Annotated in this window: 12 protein-coding genes; 4 read left to right on the top strand and 8 right to left on the bottom strand. The window is 60.5% G+C overall.

The genetic code is table 11. The features are described from left to right. Nucleotides 1–378 (top strand): hypothetical protein, encoded by a 378-nt coding sequence (locus QZS21_RS01920; protein WP_295579573.1) that lies wholly within the window; start codon nucleotides 1–3, stop codon nucleotides 376–378. 119 nt (nucleotides 379–497) lie between these two features. After that, nucleotides 498–6,251, top strand: a complete 5,754-nt coding sequence (locus QZS21_RS01915) for a leucine-rich repeat protein (RefSeq protein WP_295579570.1) — start codon at nucleotides 498–500, stop codon at nucleotides 6,249–6,251. Nucleotides 6,252–6,357: 106 nt separating this feature from the next. Here the strand turns inward: QZS21_RS01915 and QZS21_RS01910 are convergent, their stop codons facing one another. The 6 genes from QZS21_RS01910 to QZS21_RS01885 form a co-directional block, all read right to left on the bottom strand. Continuing rightward, a complete protein-coding gene (locus tag QZS21_RS01910) occupies nucleotides 6,358–6,735 on the bottom strand; it encodes a hypothetical protein (RefSeq protein WP_295579566.1) in 378 nt (125 codons plus the stop codon). 85 nt (nucleotides 6,736–6,820) lie between these two features. Then, a complete protein-coding gene (locus QZS21_RS01905; protein WP_295579564.1) occupies nucleotides 6,821–6,961 on the bottom strand; it encodes a helix-turn-helix domain-containing protein in 141 nt (46 codons plus the stop codon). A gap of 51 nt (nucleotides 6,962–7,012) precedes the next feature. Continuing rightward, nucleotides 7,013–7,711, bottom strand: coding sequence for a tyrosine-type recombinase/integrase (locus tag QZS21_RS01900; protein WP_295579561.1), 699 nt, complete (start codon nucleotides 7,709–7,711; stop codon nucleotides 7,013–7,015). A 45-nt stretch (nucleotides 7,712–7,756) separates the two neighbouring features. Beyond that, entirely contained in the window at nucleotides 7,757–7,894 is a 138-nt protein-coding gene (locus QZS21_RS01895; RefSeq protein WP_295579558.1) for a hypothetical protein, read from the bottom strand. A gap of 1,404 nt (nucleotides 7,895–9,298) precedes the next feature. Then, the gene (locus QZS21_RS01890; RefSeq protein ID WP_295579555.1) at nucleotides 9,299–10,015 is read right to left on the bottom strand and encodes a response regulator; all 717 of its coding nucleotides are present in this window, start codon (nucleotides 10,013–10,015) and stop codon (nucleotides 9,299–9,301) included. Continuing rightward, nucleotides 10,008–12,701 (bottom strand): sensor histidine kinase KdpD, encoded by a 2,694-nt coding sequence (locus QZS21_RS01885; protein ID WP_295579553.1) that lies wholly within the window; start codon nucleotides 12,699–12,701, stop codon nucleotides 10,008–10,010. Before QZS21_RS01885 ends, QZS21_RS01890 begins: the two co-directional genes overlap by 8 nt. Nucleotides 12,702–12,931: 230 nt before the next feature. Here QZS21_RS01885 and QZS21_RS01880 point away from each other — a divergent pair, with 230 nt between their 5' ends. Beyond that, nucleotides 12,932–14,278: a TrkH family potassium uptake protein gene (locus tag QZS21_RS01880; RefSeq protein WP_295579551.1), complete on the top strand. Its 1,347-nt coding sequence runs from the start codon at nucleotides 12,932–12,934 to the stop codon at nucleotides 14,276–14,278. A 16-nt stretch (nucleotides 14,279–14,294) separates the two neighbouring features. Beyond that, nucleotides 14,295–14,942 (top strand): TrkA family potassium uptake protein, encoded by a 648-nt coding sequence (locus QZS21_RS01875; protein ID WP_295579550.1) that lies wholly within the window; start codon nucleotides 14,295–14,297, stop codon nucleotides 14,940–14,942. Nucleotides 14,943–14,995: 53 nt separating this feature from the next. On the opposite strand, the gene QZS21_RS01870 is transcribed toward QZS21_RS01875, so the two are convergent. Together QZS21_RS01870 and kdpC are read right to left on the bottom strand one after the other, a co-directional pair. Continuing rightward, nucleotides 14,996–15,880 (bottom strand): hypothetical protein, encoded by an 885-nt coding sequence (locus QZS21_RS01870; protein ID WP_295579547.1) that lies wholly within the window; start codon nucleotides 15,878–15,880, stop codon nucleotides 14,996–14,998. 2 nt (nucleotides 15,881–15,882) lie between these two features. Further along, the gene (kdpC, locus tag QZS21_RS01865) at nucleotides 15,883–16,482 is read right to left on the bottom strand and encodes a potassium-transporting ATPase subunit KdpC (protein ID WP_295579544.1); all 600 of its coding nucleotides are present in this window, start codon (nucleotides 16,480–16,482) and stop codon (nucleotides 15,883–15,885) included. Nucleotides 16,483–16,492 lie beyond the last annotated feature (10 nt).

Here is a 16,492-nt window from a genome sequence, read left to right as displayed (position 1 = left end):
ATGTGGAGCATGATTGTCTGCGACGGCGACGGAGCGGAGCGGGAACAGCTGATGGATTTGGCCCGCCAGTGTTTGGAGGAAAAGGAGGTGGAGGCAGAGGTCACGGGCTGCGCGGATTGGCCGGAGCTGGACGGCATGGTAAAGCGGGCGCTGCCGGACGCGGTGATCGTGGCGCAAGACAGCGTGGAGGGCTTAAACACCATCACCAGCGCGCGGCTCCTGTCCCGGAAAATCATCTGGTTTTCCGATTTGGATTTTGGGGTACAGGCGTACCGGCTGTGTGTGCCGTTCTTCTGCCAAAAGCCCGTGACGCGCTACAAGATGGAACAGGCATTGACGCGGTTCATGGAGATAAGCCGGGGGGCCGGGAAAGCATAGGAGTTTCAAAAAAGCAATCAAGCGGATTTGAAGGGGGTATACCCCCTTCAAGCAGCTCCAAAGGAGCTGCTTGAAAAACCCCTGTCTGTCCGCATACGAAACGATAGGAGGGAACGTTTATGTTGAGAACGAGAAAACGGATAGGGGCTGCGCTGCTGGCCGCCGCGCTGGTGTTTTCCCAGCTGGGGGCCACGGCCTACGCGGTGGAATCCCCGGCAGGCACCGGCCTGTGTGAACACCACACGGCCCATGACGCTGTGTGCGGCTATGTGGAGGCCATACCGGGCCACGACTGCGAACACGAACACACGCCGGAGTGCTACACGGACGAGCTGATCTGCGGCATGGACGAGGACGCGGAGCAGACGGCCACCGGCAGCGACGCGGGCCACCGGCACGGGCAGGCGTGTTACGCGCTGGACTGCCCCCATGAGCGCGGGGAGCATGACGACGATTGCGGCTACATAGAGGCCGTTGCGGATACGCCCTGCGGTTACGTCTGCGAAGTCTGCGCCGGGGAGCCGGACAAGGACAGCGGCAAAGAGGAACCCACCGCCAGCGGAAACGGTTTGACCGCGCCGGAGAAAACGGGGCCGGAAACCGGGGAGCCGGGAGATACGGGGACGATCACCGTCACGGCCTTTGACGGGATTCCCGACGCGGTGAAACAGCAGAGCGTCCCAGCGGGTACGACGCTGGACGGCCTGACCCTGCCCGCCACGCTGGGCGCGTCCGGGTATGTGGCAGCCGACGATACCGACCCGGAGCCGGAGGCAATCACCATAACCGGCGTGACGTGGGAGCCGGACAGCCCGTGGGACGACACCGCCGAACAGGGCGGCTATCTCTTTACGCCTGTTCTTCCAGCAGGTTATACGCTGGCCGACGGCGTGGAGCTGCCGGAGATTGATGTGCTGATTGGCGGGGCAGTCACGCTTGCCCTTCAAGGCGACGTTCTCACCGTGACCTTTGACAGCAACGGCACGGGCGGCACGGACGGAGACAACAACGAAATGAAAACGGCCATTGAAACCGCGCTGTCTGGCGACGATAAAGCGGACGTTGCCACCATAAAACTCATCGGCAACGCGACGGAGATCACCCGCTACAACTGGAAACACCTGATTGACCTCTATAACGAAAGCAGCGGCTGGGACAGCCTGACGGCCCTCGACCTGTCCGGCATGGGGAACCTGACCACGGTAAAGAATGATACGGGCATGGTGAAGACCCAACAAACAAAACTGCAAACGCTGACCCTCCCTGACAGCGTGACCGAAATTGGGGATTATGCGTTTTCGAGCTGCGCAAACCTCGCCCTGACCGGGCTGCCGGACGGCGTGGAACAAATTGGGGTTTCTGCGTTTTTCGACTGCACGGGGATTACCCTGAAAGAGCTGCCGGTCGGCGTGGAACAAATTGGGAGTGATGCGTTTTCCGGCTGCACGGGGATTACCCTGAAAGAGCTGCCGGTCGGTGTGACCTATATTGGGGATGGTGCGTTTAGAGGCTGCACGGGGATTACCCTGAAAGAGCTGCCGGCCGGCGTGACCGAAATTGGGGGTTATGCGTTTTACGGCTGCACGAAGATCACACTGGACTCGCTGCCGGTCGGCGTGACCGAAATTGGGGGTTTTGCGTTTTCCGGCTGCACGGGGATTACCCTGAAAGAGTTGCCGGCCGGCGTGACCGAAATTGGGGGACATGCGTTTGAGAGCTGCACGGGGATTACCAGCCTGACAATCCCGGACAGCGTGACCGAAATTGGGGATGTTGCGTTTTCCGGCTGCACAAAACTGAAATCAGTCACCTTTCTGGGGAAAACACCCCCCACGTTTGGGACGGACATATTTGACGGTATCACCCCCCAGCCCACCGTGTATGTGCCGGAGGGGGCGACGGGCTATCCCGACAGCTTGAATGTGCAAACTGGCATACTAACCGTGACCTTTTCCAGCAACGGCACGGGCGGCACGAGCATGAACGACAACGACATGAAAACGGCGATTGACGCCGCCCTTGCGTCTGGCAGCGACAAAAAAACTGTTACCACCATCAAGCTCACCGGCGACGCGGCGGAGATCACCCGCTATAACTGGCGGTATTTGAAAGAACAGTATAACAGCAATAGCGGCTGGGACAGCCTGACGGCCCTTGATTTGTCCGGCATGACGAACCTTGAAGCGATACGGCAAGATACAGGGGGTTCTATGGGCCAAGCAACAAAACTGACCAGCCTGACCCTCCCGAACAGCGTGACCGAAATTGGGGATTCTGCGTTTGACCTCTGCAAGAATCTCAACCTGACCGAGCTGCCGGGCGGCGTGGAACAAATTGGGGATTCTGCGTTTAGAGACTGCACGGGTATTACCCTGACCGAACTGCCGGGCGGCGTGACACAAATTGGGGATTCTGCGTTTAACGGCTGCACGGGTATTACCCTGACCGAGCTGCCGGGCGGCATGGAACAAATTGGGGCTACTGCGTTTTCCGGCTGCACGGGGATTACCCTGACCGAGCTGCCGGGCAGCGTGAAACAAATTGGGGCTGCTGCGTTTTACGGCTGCACGGGTATTACCCTGACCGAGCTGCCGGGCGGCGTGACACGAATTGAGCTTTATGCGTTTTCCGGCTGCACGGGGATTACCCTGACCGAGCTGCCGGGCAGCGTGACACAAATTAGGGAGTGGGCGTTTTACGGCTGCACGGGCCTTGACGATCTGACGATACCGGCAAGCGTGGAGAGCATTGGCGATTACGCTTTCTATGACTGTACGAACCTGAAAAAAGTGACCTTTGAAGGGAAAACGGCCCCCTCGTTTGGTACGGACGTATTTGGCAATATCACCCCCCAGCCCACCGTGTATGTGCCGGAGGGGGCGACGGGCTATGAGGGCTTAGACCCACAAGAAACCAGCGACCTGGACGGCGACGGCCACCATGACGGCGACGAGGCGGCGTTCAAGGCAATTCTTGACGCGCACCCCACATTAAAGAACATTTCCGGCGTGGACGCGAACGACCCAGCAAGCTGGGAAAGGGCAAGATTGGTACAATGGGACAGCGGCACCCCGAAAAGGATTACTTCCCTGCACTTATCCGATAAAGGCTTGTCGGGAACGCTGGACGTGGGGAAACTGACGCAACTAGAAATGCTGTACTGCGCCAGTAACCAGCTGTCGGAATTGAAGGGGCTGGGGAACCTGACGAACCTGCAAACTCTGTACTGCTCCTATAACCCGTTCACCTCATTCACGACAAAAGACGGTCATACTCTGACCGTGACCCCGGCAACGGGCGGCACGGTATGGCTGACGGCCTTTGACTTGAGCAAAAACAGGGTGGAGCTGACCGCCCAGCCGGACAGCGGATATACCTTCCAAGCATGGACGGGCCTCCCTGCGGGAGCCGCCAATACCCAAACCACTACCTTTTCCCTGTCAGAAAACATCAGTATCAGCGCCGCCTTTGACCCCATCAATCTGACACTGGCCTTTGCCGACGGCGCCCCGCCCCAGCAAGGGGCCGCTATGGGAGATGGGGATTATTGTTGGCGAGACAATACTACTTGCTTTCTTTATCCCCAAGGGGATCGGGAATTGCTGCTGTCCGGCGGAGGCTCTATCGCGATTTACTGGGCCTACCCCGACCCATCGCTCCGCGTCTTTCGCGGTCGCCTGACGGGCGATGTGAAAGCGGGATTTGGGATAGGCGCCCTTTTGGTTTCTCCGTCAGACCCATACGATTATGCGCCAGCCAGCCTGATCCTGAACGGCGGCGGCTTTACGCTGCAAGGGAACCTTGGCATCGAATCTCCATCCAGCGCAAAGATTACCGGAGGGCTGACGGTGGACGGCGACATTTTCCTCTCTCCAGACAGCGTGCTGGAGGCCGAAGGTTCCTTCGCCCAGACTGGCGGACATAAGGTTAGCCTGGGGAACAACGCCCTGTTGGAGTTGCAGGACCAGCCCGCGGCGGATTGGCTGAACCGGCTGGAATATGATTATAATTCCTATTACCCAGACGTCCCGGCGCGGGCGGTCTTTGCCGACGGGGAATACATCGTGGGCAAAGACGGAGTGGTAAAGCTGGAACAGGCCGCAACGCCGGTGGCAACCCCGGCGGGCGGGGCGTACAGCATGGCCCAGACCGTCACCCTCACCTGCGCCATCAGCGGGGCGACCATCTACTATACGCTGGACGGCTCCGACCCGGCAACAAGCGGCACACGGCAGACCTATTCCGCGCCCATTTCCGTGCCGGCGGGCACCACCCTCAAAGCCTACGCCACAGCTTCGGGATATGCGGGCAGCGCGGTGCTGACGGAGATATATACCAAAAAGGCAAGCAGCGGAGGCGGTAGCAGCAGCAACGGCGGCACCAACCGAAATTATATCATCACCACCCCGGAACCGCCGAAGCCCAATAACCCCGTACTGGCCGTGATCGAGCTGCCCGTGTCCGTGGGGAACGGCACGGCCACCGGCAAGCCGGACGACGGGCGCACGGCGTCGGCCATATCCGAGGCCGGAAAGGACGCCAGGGCCAAGACAAACGGGATTGCGGTGCAGTACGACGCGAAAACGTCCACCACCTACGACGGCTTTTCCATCGTCATTCAGCGGGCCACACTTGACCGGCTGATCGCCGCCAAGGTGCAATATGTCACCTTGAACACCGGCGTTGTGGATATGACATTTGACCTTGCCGCCCTTGTGGAGATTCAGAAACAGGCCACCGGCGACATTACCCTGACCGCCAAGCGGGAAACCGGCCTTGCCGGGGACGCGCTGGCCGCTGTCGGCTCCCGCCCCGCCTACCGTTTGAGCGTGGGCTACACCGGCGCGGACGGCAAGGCGGCCACGGTTGACAGCTTCGGCGCGGGCCGCGTCACCGTGGGGCTGGCCTATCAGCCCGCCGCCACCGAGCAGACCGGCAGCCTGTATCTGGTTTACAGCGCGGACGGCAAGGGCGCGGAATGGCTGTATCAATCCAGCTATGACAGGAACAGCGGGAATGTGATCGCCTCCACCGGGCATTTTAGCGTTTACGCCGTGGGCCACCGGCCCGCCCCGGCTTTTACCGACACCGTGAATCATTGGGCCAAAGCGGATATTGACTTTGTGGCAAGCCGGGGCCTGTTCTCCGGCACAGCGGAAACCACCTTTACGCCGGACGGCACCACCACGCGGGGAATGTTCGTTGTGGCGCTGGGACGGCTGGCCGGGATAGACCCCGCCGCCTATCCTTCCAGCCGGTTCACCGACGTTGCCGCCACCGCCTACTACGCGCCCTATGTGGAGTGGGCGGCCTCCAAGGGCATTGTGAACGGCACCGGGGACAAGACCTTTAGCCCCGACGCCACCATCACCCGCGAACAGATGGCGGCCATTATGCAGCGTTACGCCGACAAGCTGGGGTACACCCTCCCCGTGGCCCGTGAGGCGGAGATTTTCGCGGACGAGGGGCAGATCACAAGCGGCATGAAAAACGCGGTACAGGCCATTCAGCAAGCCGGTATTATGAACGGCAAGGGCGGCCACCGCTTCGGCCCCAAGGACACCGCCACCCGCGCCGAGGCCGCCGCCGTCCTGCGGCGTTTCGTGGAAATCGTCATTGAGCCCGCCGCCGCTGGCGGCTGGGGGCAGAACGACGCCGGGAAATGGTTGTACTATGAGAACAACAAGCCCGTGACCGGCTGGAAACAGATTGACGGCACATGGTACTACTTCGACGCTGCGGGCCTCATGCAAGCCGGGGGCTGGCAGGAAATCAGCGGCAAGTGGTACTACTTCTACCCGGACGGCGCTATGGCCGTCAATACCAAAATTGACGGCTACGAGATCGGCCCGGACGGGGCAAGAAAAGAATAGCAAATACACAAAGGAAGGCGCTGCGGGATACAAAACCCGGCAGCGCCTTCCTTATCTTCTCATAACCTCATTTGTCAATCCGGGCACCATTTCGCCTGAAATAACGCTACCCATAACACAAGGCGCTGGGCCATAGAATCCAGTAACCATGCGGCTTTGTAGCCTTTTTTGCTTTCATTAAGCTAACCGGAAATAGCATAATAATTTTATAATTTTTATCAAACATGTAGTCTTCCAGCCAAATCGCCATCCACTCCTCTAGGGTCATTTGGCTGGGTTCGATATACGTCCCGTCGTCCAGCTCCGTGGTGATCTCGGCAAGCCTCTCCCGTACTTCTTTCTGGGTTTTACCGTAAATGGATCGCTGTGTCTGTCGCCCGGTCACCGGGGCGAAGCCCGTCGTATATCTGGCCTCCCAGCGGCCGTCAGATCGTTTTCGGATGGTCCCGGCCCCTTGCGCATTTTTCTTCGTCTTGCGCGGCATATTGACTCCTTTCCGGGGTATTGGACCGATCCACCGTGATAAGGTGGTTCTATTGTAACCTCATCACGGTGGTCGGTCAAAGGGGCTATTGTAAACTTTCTTTCGACAGGAATTCCAGCAGGGCCTCCTTGGGAATCCGGATCTGTCGACCGACCCGGATGCTCCTGATTTGCCCAGAGCGCACCAGCTCATAGGCGGTGTTCCTGCCGATGTCCAGCACAGGCATGAGGTCCTCCACATGCAGGGTGAGTGGGAGCTCGCCATAGGAGACGGGCGCTTATCCATGTCCGCCGCCCCTTTTCAGAGAGGCAAGGTAGACGCGGGTCCCGTCGTCCCTGCCGTGGCCCAACAGCTTTGCCACCGCCCACCGGGCGTTGCCCTCCTGGATAAACTGCTGATACCACTCCGCCGCCCGGGTGTGGCGTAGGCCGTGGAAGGTTATGGGGCGACAGGAATCCGGGGCCTGGACCCGTTCCCGGTTCTGATAGATGAACGCCTGGGGTTCCTTGATGGCCGCATGGGTCAGCTCCCTGTCAGGGACAAAGAGCTTATGGCCCCGCTCTGTGTGCTCCAGGTGAAGCCGAAGACGATACAACAGACTATCATTTAGCAGTACTGTCCGCACCAGTCTGCCCTTACCCTTTATGGTGAGGGCGTTTTCTTTTATAGCTTTTGCAGCCGTGGCGGTATCGGTGCGGAAGCACTCGTGGATGCGCAGGGCGGCGTAACGGCTTAGATAGAGGATCGTAATGTAGTCCTCCCGTCCCGCATCCAGCGCACAAGCCAGCATGCGGTTGAACTCCGGGTGGCTCCAGGTGCGGTCCACGTCGCCGAAGCTGCGTCGCTGAAGCATCAGGGCGTCGTTGTCCGGCAGCTCATAGCGGGGCGTAGGGATCAGGTCGTGGAAGAAGCGGATGGCGGACAGGTCGGTTTTGATGGTGGAGGCCGTCCGGCCCTTCTCTTGGAGGGAGTCCACGTAGGCGAAGATATGCTTGGGGGCGAGGTTCGCCAGCCGCTCCAGCTAGTACTCCTCCGCCAGAAAGCGGCAGAACCGCTGCATGGCCTCATAGTACCGCTGCCGGGTGCGGAAGCTCCCCTGGCGGTTGTGCCGGTAGAGCTTATCAAGCTGCGCGAGAAGGTTGTTATATTGGTTTGACAAAGTCAACATCCTTTCTAAAAAGGACGCAGCTTGCCCATTGGCGCGCCGAAGGATTTCCGGCGGTTTTCCGTCCGACGCAGCGACAAGTTCCCAGCTTACGGCCTCCTCAGACCCTGGTATATCTGGCTTTCGCTATGTCCACAGGCTCAGAATCGGGAACCTGTCTCTGTTGGACCGTTGAGTATGCTCACCGCATACCCGCTTTAAGCGGGCGGGAGAAAGGCTCCCGCGGCGGATGCGCGCCCTTGGGTAAGGGGCAGAATGCTGCCGGCGTCTGTGAACCCACCTCCGGCAGTGCGGTGGGCATAGAGGTGAACGGGGAGCCCCACCCTGCCGGTGGTGAGGCTGGCCGGCTGTCGTGGCCGGCCCGAGGAAACGAAAACTGGATGTTGCATGTGACATAACGGTGCTCCTTTCGGGCGCCCTTGGCGGCTGTGGGGTGACAGGTCCCCAGCCGTTGCGCATCGCGCCGGGCATTGCTCCTTGATTCTGGACGCAAAAAGGCCTGAAAACAAATCGTCACTTGTTTTCAGGCCCAATGGGTCCGTATTCGACTCCATGATGCAGTACGCCGATCGGTGTGTTCCAGAGTTGGGCCAAAAACGGCCCGTACAGGCGCCGGTTTGAAAGGCGGCCATCGGTTCCGGTGTCAGGCGATTTAGGCAGGGCGGCTTCAAGAGGGTCCGCATCCCTGAACAGGCAAAATATGTCTGCCCCATCTGCCCAACACACTAGAACTGACTATTCTCGGTATCTGGGCATACCTCACCCCTTGACGGGTTCGTCAGTCATTCCGGTCCACATCCATTCCCGACCGCCGACTCAGACGCACACACCGGCGGATGGATGCAAGGTGGATCGCTTGCCTGCGACCTCCGGCAAGAGGCGGCGGGGAGCCGCACGACCCACCCGTTAAACGGGCATCCCCATCAGCAAGAACGGACAAAATCATACCATGCACGGAGCGTTCGCTCCGCTGGGTGCGGCGGGTGCCTCCGCCGTCCCATTTTATCTCTGACCAATTACAGCACAGACCACCGATCAAGTCTCTCGGGCTTTGGGATGCTGTCCTACTGACATCCACACAACGGCGCGCCCGCGGCTATAGGTGGCTGGACGCACATACCAGGATTGCCGCACGGTATCTATGCCCACCGCCTTCCGGTTTTGTTAAGTCAAGCCGGTAAAATCTCTATGTATTTATTAATATACCCATTCAAAGCTTTGTAAAGGATGCAATTATCAATCATTTGTAAACTGATATACTGCCTAATGTTATGTAGTACCGACAATCAAAGTTCAGCCGATTAGATTCCTACATATCTTGAGGGATACCGTTGCCTGTCAGGCAAGGAATAGGTTCTCCAGTACGTTTATTTTGCTTTTGCCTCTCGCCGGTACTCCTTACACCTCGCTCTCCCTGCTCTGCCGCAGCATCCGATAGCCCACGCCGATGTGGGTCTGAATGAATTGAGGGTGGCTGGGGTCGGCCTCCAGCTTTTTGCGCAGGGTCGCCATGAACACCCGGAGAGACGGCGTGTCCGAGGCAGCGGGGCTCCCCCACACCTCGTTGAGGATGTAGTTATGGGTCAGCACCTTCCCCGTGTTTTTTGCCAGCAGGCACAGCAGCTTATACTCGATGGGGGTCAGATGGATCTCCATCCCGTCCCGGTAGGCGCAGCCTGCGGCGTAGTCGATCCTCAGCCCGCCGTTTTCGTAAACGCTGGCTTCCTGGCTGGTCTTTTCGCCGTCGTACCGGACTCGGCGCAGGGCCACCCGCAGGCGGGCCAGCAGCTCGTCCACCGAGAAGGGCTTGGTGAGATAGTCGTCCGCCCCCGCATCCAGGGCGGCCACCTTATCGCTGTCCTCACTGCGGGCGGAGACCACGATGATGGGCATATTGCTCCAGGAGCGGATCTTTTTGATGATATCCACCCCGTCCATATCGGGCAGTCCTAAATCCAGCAGCATCACGTCCGGGCGGTAGGACAGGGCGTCCAGAACGGCACCGGCACCGGTCTTGGCCCGGTGATACTGGTAGTTCTGTGTCTCCAGGGTGGTGGCGATCAGGTTTCCCACCGCCGCGTCATCCTCCACCACTAAAATCTGTGGTTTATTCATGGGTATTCACCTCCGAAGCGCGTAATGTAAAGCAGAAACAAGCCCCATGGGGTTCGTTGTCGGTCACGGCGATGACACCTCCATGAGCGGTCACGATGGACTTACAAAGGGACAGTCCCAGGCCCAGACCCCGGCGCCCGTCCCCTCGGGTGTTGTCCGCCGTGTAGAACATATCAAAAAGCTTGCCCTTGGCCGCGTCTGGAATGCCCGGGCCGTCGTCCGAGATCTTCACCAGCACCTGCCCACCAAAAGGCTTGGCGGACAACGTGATGTGGGAACCATCCGGAGTGTATTTGATGGCGTTGTTGACCATATTGATGACCACCTGGACAATGAGCCGGGCGTCCATATCAGCCATCAGCAGGTCGTCGGCCAGCTCTGCGGCGATATGGTGCTTGGGCGCGTTGCGGTCCAAATGAGACAGGGCCTCCTGAAACACATCGTCCAGCAGCTCCGGCTGAATGTTCAGCTTCATGGTTCCATTCTCCATCCGGGTGATGGACAGCAGGTTCTCCACCAGATTGATGAGCCACATGGAGTCGTCATAGATGGATGTATAAAGACGAAGACGCTTCTCTCGGTCCAACACCTCGCTGTTTTCCATGAGAATGCCGGCGTTCCCCGAAATGCTGGTCAGGGGGGTGCGCAGGTCGTGGGAGATGGCCCGGAGCAGGTTGGCTCGTAGGGCCTCCTGGCGGGCGGACTCCTCCATCTGCTGCTTGGACCGGACCATGGCATCCTTCTCCAACGCCAGGCCGCACTCGTCCAGGATGGCCACCATCAGATTCTTTTCAAAGGCCTCCAGCCCATGCTCCTTTGGAATGGGGACTCCGGCCACGGCCAGCACCCGTTCCGAGCCCCGGACCGCCATATAAAGGCATTTGGCGCTGGGCAGGGTGTTCGTGGTGGCGCCGGCGTGTTTGTTGTTCTTGAGCACCCACTCGGCTACCGCCCGCTCCGGCGGCCCAGCGCAAGCCGCAAGGTCCTCCGCCTCCCCATAGGGGTATTGCTTCACCTCCCGGAGGGCGCCGTCCTCACCCACAGGATAGAGCAAAAGCCCACGCTCCAGCAGCTTGCCAAGCTGGGTGGCGGTCACGGTCAGGATGGCCTCGGCGTCCTCCGCCTTTTGCAGCTGCCGGCTGGTCTCCAGCAGCACCTCGGTCCGGTAGGCCTTACCGGCGCTCTGGACCGCCTGCCGCTTGATGCGGGTGGTCAGGGAGCTGCCCAGCAGGGCCACCACGAACATGACGGCGAAGGTTGCGAGATAGCTGGGATCGCTCATCAGAGTGAAATAGGGGTAGGTAAAGAAGAAATTAAATACCAGCACGGAGAGCAGGGAGGCCATCAGGCTGTATGCGCGCCCTGTGGTCACCATAGCGACTCCCAGCACCCCCAGGATATAGACCATGATCATGTTGGCGGCATTGAAGCCCAGCTCCCTAAACCCGTAGCCCACGGCGGTGCAGAGGGCCAGGATGCCCAGTGTCTTCATGGTGTCCGCCAATGTAAAACGCTCCTGGATCCGCTTTATGGAGCGGCCTCTCCCGCCCGGTGAGGAAACAGCGCCGTCGGGGATGATGTAGATGTCCAGTCCGGGGGCCAATTCATTGAGACGGTCCATGAGCGTGTTGGACTGGCGCAGCAGACCGCGTTTCACCGGGCTGCGGCCCAGCACGATCTTTGTGATGCCTCCCACCCGGGCGTACTCCGCGATCTGCACCACCGGGTCGTCCCCGTATACCGTAGTGATCCGGGCGCCCAGCTCCTCCGCCAGGCGCAGATTGGCCCGCAGCTGCCGCCGTTCCGGTTCACTCTGGTTCTGAAAGTCCGGCGTTTCCACAAACAGGGCGGTAAAGGCCCCGTGGAAGGCCTCCGCCATCCGGGCCGCGGTACGGATGACCTTGGCGTTGGAGGGGGCGCCGGAGAGGCAGATCAGGATGTGCTCCCCCGCCCTGGGTCTGGATACATCCGAATCCCCCGGTACCCGCTCCAGCCGGTCCGCCGTTCTGCGCAGGGCGATCTCACGCAGGGCGGCCAGGTTTTTTTCCGTAAAGAAGTGGCCCATAGCCTGGGCAGCCTGACGCTGGCGGTAGATTTTCCCCGCCTGAAGCCGCTCCAGCAGATCGGCGGGCTCCAGGTCCACCACCTCCACCTGGGCGGCGGAGTCAAACACGGAGTCGGGGATCCGCTCGCTGACGACCACACCGGTGATGGAGGCCACCACATCGTTCAGGCTCTCCAGATGCTGGACATTGACCGTCGTATAAACGTCGATACCGGAGCGCAGCAGCTCCTGCACATCCTGATACCGCTTGAGGTGGCGGCAGCCCTCGGCGTTGGTGTGGGCCAGCTCGTCCACCAGCAAAAGCTGGGGGCGGCGGGCAAGGGCGGCGTCCAAATCAAATTCCCGCAGCTCCATCCCCTTATAGGGAATCTTCCGGGGCGGGAGGACCTCCAGCCCGTCCAGCAGCGCCATGGTCTCCGGCCGGGTATGCGGTTCGATGTATCCGGCCACCACGTCCAGTCCGGCGGCCTTGGCCCGGTGGGCGGCCTCCAGCATGGCGTAGGTCTTGCCCACGCCGGCGGCGTATCCAAAAAATATTTTCAGCCTGCCGTCGGATGGCTTAGAACTTGCCCGCGCCATATTGTCTAACAGGGCGTCGGGATCCGGGCGAAAATCATTCACGGGACCACCTCCCTTTCTGCTATATCGTCCAAAGTATAGCACAAGACCGCTGAGAAAGGCATTGGAATTTCCTCCGCCGTATTAAAATTATATAAATAGGCGTCTTAATGCGGCGTTAATATACGGGGATTTGTCTTAACGGAATGCTCATTCTTTCCGTGATACAATGAATCAAACGTCATTCCATGCGAGTCGGGGTACAACGGTGAAGAAAACGGTGGAGGATTGCCATGCCATTTTGGAAGCGGGAGCAAATTAAACCGGCGCAGATCATCCTCCTCGGCTTTTTCTTTCTGATTCTCACAGGAACCGCCCTTCTTATGCTGCCCTTCGCCACCGTTGCGCCGGGGGGCGCGTCTTTGGGGGACGCGCTGTTCACCGCGACTTCCGCCACCTGCGTTACCGGGTTGGTGATCCACGACACGGCACTTTACTGGACCCCCTTCGGCCAGACGGTCATTCTGCTGCTCATTCAGGTCGGCGGCATGGGCGTTGTCACTATGGCGGTGGCTGTCGCCACCTTTACCGGGCAGAAGATCGGGCTGAAGCAGCGCTGGATCATGCAGGAATCCATTGCGGCCCCGCAGGTGGGCGGAATCGTACGCCAAACCAGATTTATCCTGCGCACGGCCCTTTGCATTGAGGCCGCCGGGGCATTGCTGCTGGCCTTTCGGTTCTGTCCCCAATTTGGTTTGGGAAGGGGACTGTGGTACGCGGTGTTCCACGCCGTTTCCGCCTTCTGTAACGCGGGCTTTGACCTAATGGGCACAAGCCGGCCCTTTTCCTCGCTGACGCAGTACACGGGTGACCCGCTGGTAAACGGGGCTGTTACCCTGTTGATCCTGATGGGCGGCATCGGGTTTTTGACCTGGCACGATGTGGCGGAGCACAAGTTCCATTGGAAGCGGTACCGCCTGCAGACCAAGCTGATCCTGGGTACCACGGCGGCACTGCTGGCGGCGGGTTTTCTCTTTTTCCTCCTATACGAATTCCGCCTGCCCCAATGGCGGGGCCTGTCTATGGGGGAGCGGGTCCAGGCGGCCTGGTTCCAGTCCGTGACCCCCCGCACCGCCGGGTTCAACACCGTGGACCTGACCGCGCTGAGCCAGCCCGGCCAGCTTCTCACCATCCTGCTCATGCTCGTCGGCGGTTCTCCCGGCTCCACGGCGGGCGGCTTCAAAACCACCTCCCTGGCGGTCCTGCTCCTTGGGGTCCGGGCGATCTTTCATCGGCGGGACTGCCCCCAGTGCTTCGGAAGACGAGTGCCGGACGAGGCGCTGCGCAACGCCTGCGCCATCTTTATGCTCTATCTGCTGCTGTTTTTGGCGGGTGGATTTTTCATATCCTGTATCGACGGCGTCCCAATTTTGTCCGCCCTGTTTGAGTGTGCCTCCGCCATCGGCACCGTGGGCCTGTCCCTGGGGATCACGGCGGAGCTGTCGCACATGTCCCGGCTGATCCTGATCGGGTTGATGTATTTCGGCCGGGTAGGCGGCCTGACCCTGATCTATGCCGTGACGGCAAGTGAAGTGCCGAAAGGGTTTCAGTTCCCACAGGAGCGGGTCACAGTGGGCTGAGGAAAGGAATTGTTGTATGAAATCGGTATTGCTCATCGGATTGGGCCGCTTCGGACGGCATATGGCCCAGCGGCTCCGCGACCTGCACCACGAGGTGCTGGCGGTGGATAAGGATGAAAGGCGTGTCAACGACGCGCTGGCCTTCGTGACCAACGCGCAGATCGGGGACGGCACGGATCCGCAGTTTATCGCTTCCCTGGGCGTGCGCAACTTCGATCTGTGCGTGGTGGCCATCGGGGATAACTTTCAGAGTTCTTTAGAGACCACCGCTCTGCTGAAGGAGGCGGGCGCGCCCTTCGTCCTCTCCAGGGCCACAAGGGACGTTCACGCTAAATTCCTGCTTCGCAACGGGGCAGACGAGATCATCTACCCGGAAAAACAGATGGCTGACTGGGCGGCGGTGCGGTACAGCAGCGACCATATTTTCGACTATGTGGAGCTGACCCCGGGCTACTCCATATTTGAGACCGAGGTCCCTTCGGCGTGGGTAGGCAAGACGGTGATGGAGCTGGCGGTACGGCAGAAGTACCACATCAACATCCTCGCCACCAAGCGGGATGGCAGGCTGGACCCGCTGCCCGGAGCGGGCCACTGCTTCCGTCCGGAGGAGAGTATCTTTATTCTGGGCAACGACCGGGACGTGCAGAAATTTCTGCGCTTTTGATTCGTTTCATAATTCCCCAGAAAGGGGCCTTCCGCAAAGGAAGGCCCCTTTCTCTATTTTGCATCCAGCGGAAACAGCAGCTTCAAAAATACCTTTTCCGCAGGGCCGCCCCGGGCGAAATCAAAGCGCCGCCCCCGACCCGCCCGGTCCAGGATGTGGAAAGACCGCTCTGAGCGCTCTACCTGGAATCCCAGCTCCTCCAGCACCATGCGCAGCGCCAGCTCCCACTCCAGCAGGAGCAGCGGCTCCCCCGTGTAGTAGAGCTCCCACAGCCAGTCGAATTCCGGGGGCTGGAGCCCGTCGTCCAGGAACTCCCTCCACAGCGCCGCCTTATGGTCCGCGGTGAGGGCCGACAGGAGCTCCCGGGCCGGGAGAGGTTCCCAGGCCAGATAAGAGAAACGGCTGTCCCGGACGTGCGCCAGCAGCGGACTGGCCGTTAACAGGGGGACGCACCCCGGCGGGAGAACGGCACAAGGCGGGAGAAAGGGAGCCGTTTCGCAGAACGCTTCAAGCGCGTCGGCGCAGTTGCGATCAGGCAGGTCTACCCGAAGGCCCAGCCCCTCCAGATGGTCAAAGGGTGCTCCAGAGACGGAGCGCAGGCGCACGGCCGCCGTCCCTGCGTCGGGGGCGGAGATCGTCCACTCCGCCGTCTCCCTGGCCTCCGTGGTCCCATAAAACCACAGAGGCCAGACGGCACCGCTGAGCGCCGCGGCATAGGGGGCCGTACACTCCACCACATCCCGCGTAAGATAGACGGCGTTTCGGTAGAGCAGGGTCAGCGTCCGGCTGCCGGGGAGCCGCAGCACGGTGGGCGATACGCCGAACAGCCGGCTGAGGACGCAGGCCAGCTCCAAAAAGCGGGCGGCCGGGGTGTCCGAGCCCAGCAGGGGCGGGAGCGGGGTCCGGCCCTCCGAGACGACCCGCAGGGGATAGAGCATGCTCATCCCTCCAATATTCCGTCCAGCGTCAGGTTGACCTTCAGGACGTTGACCCCGGGCTCGCCAAAGACGCCCAGCGTCCGGCCGGTGGTATTGGCCTCGATGGCAGAACGCACCTCGTCCTCGGAGATGCCCCTGGCCTGGGCGATGCGGTGGACCTGATACTCGGCGGCGGCGGGGCTGATCTGGGGGTCCAGGCCGGAACCGGAAACGGTCACGAGGTCCACGGGGATCGGCGTCCCCTCCATGGTGGGATCGGCGGCCAGCAGCGCGGCCACTCGCTCCTGGATCAGCGCGTCCAGCTCCTCGCCGGCGGGGGTCTTGTTGCTGGCCCAGGCGTACAGGACGGGATTGCCCTCCCCGTCGGTGAAAGAACTCACGTCCAGATTCATGGGGCGGCCCCAGAGATGCGCAGGCTGGGTGAACTGTTGGGCCAGCAGTTCGGAGCCATAGGTCTTGCCGTCCATCTCTATGACGCTGCCGTTGGCCTGGCGGGGGAACAAAAGCTGTCCGACCCCTGTGATCAACAGGGTATACAGCAGCCCGCACACCAGGAGCATCAGCGCCAACAGTCCGGCGGCGCGTGCAATTACGAGTTTCATTTTTGATTAT

This window comes from uncultured Oscillibacter sp. (assembly GCF_900544955.1).
In the GTDB taxonomy this organism is placed as follows: Bacteria; Bacillota; Clostridia; order Oscillospirales; family Oscillospiraceae; genus Oscillibacter.
Note: the sequence above shows the minus strand (reverse complement) of the source record. Positions and strands in the feature narration are given on the sequence as shown.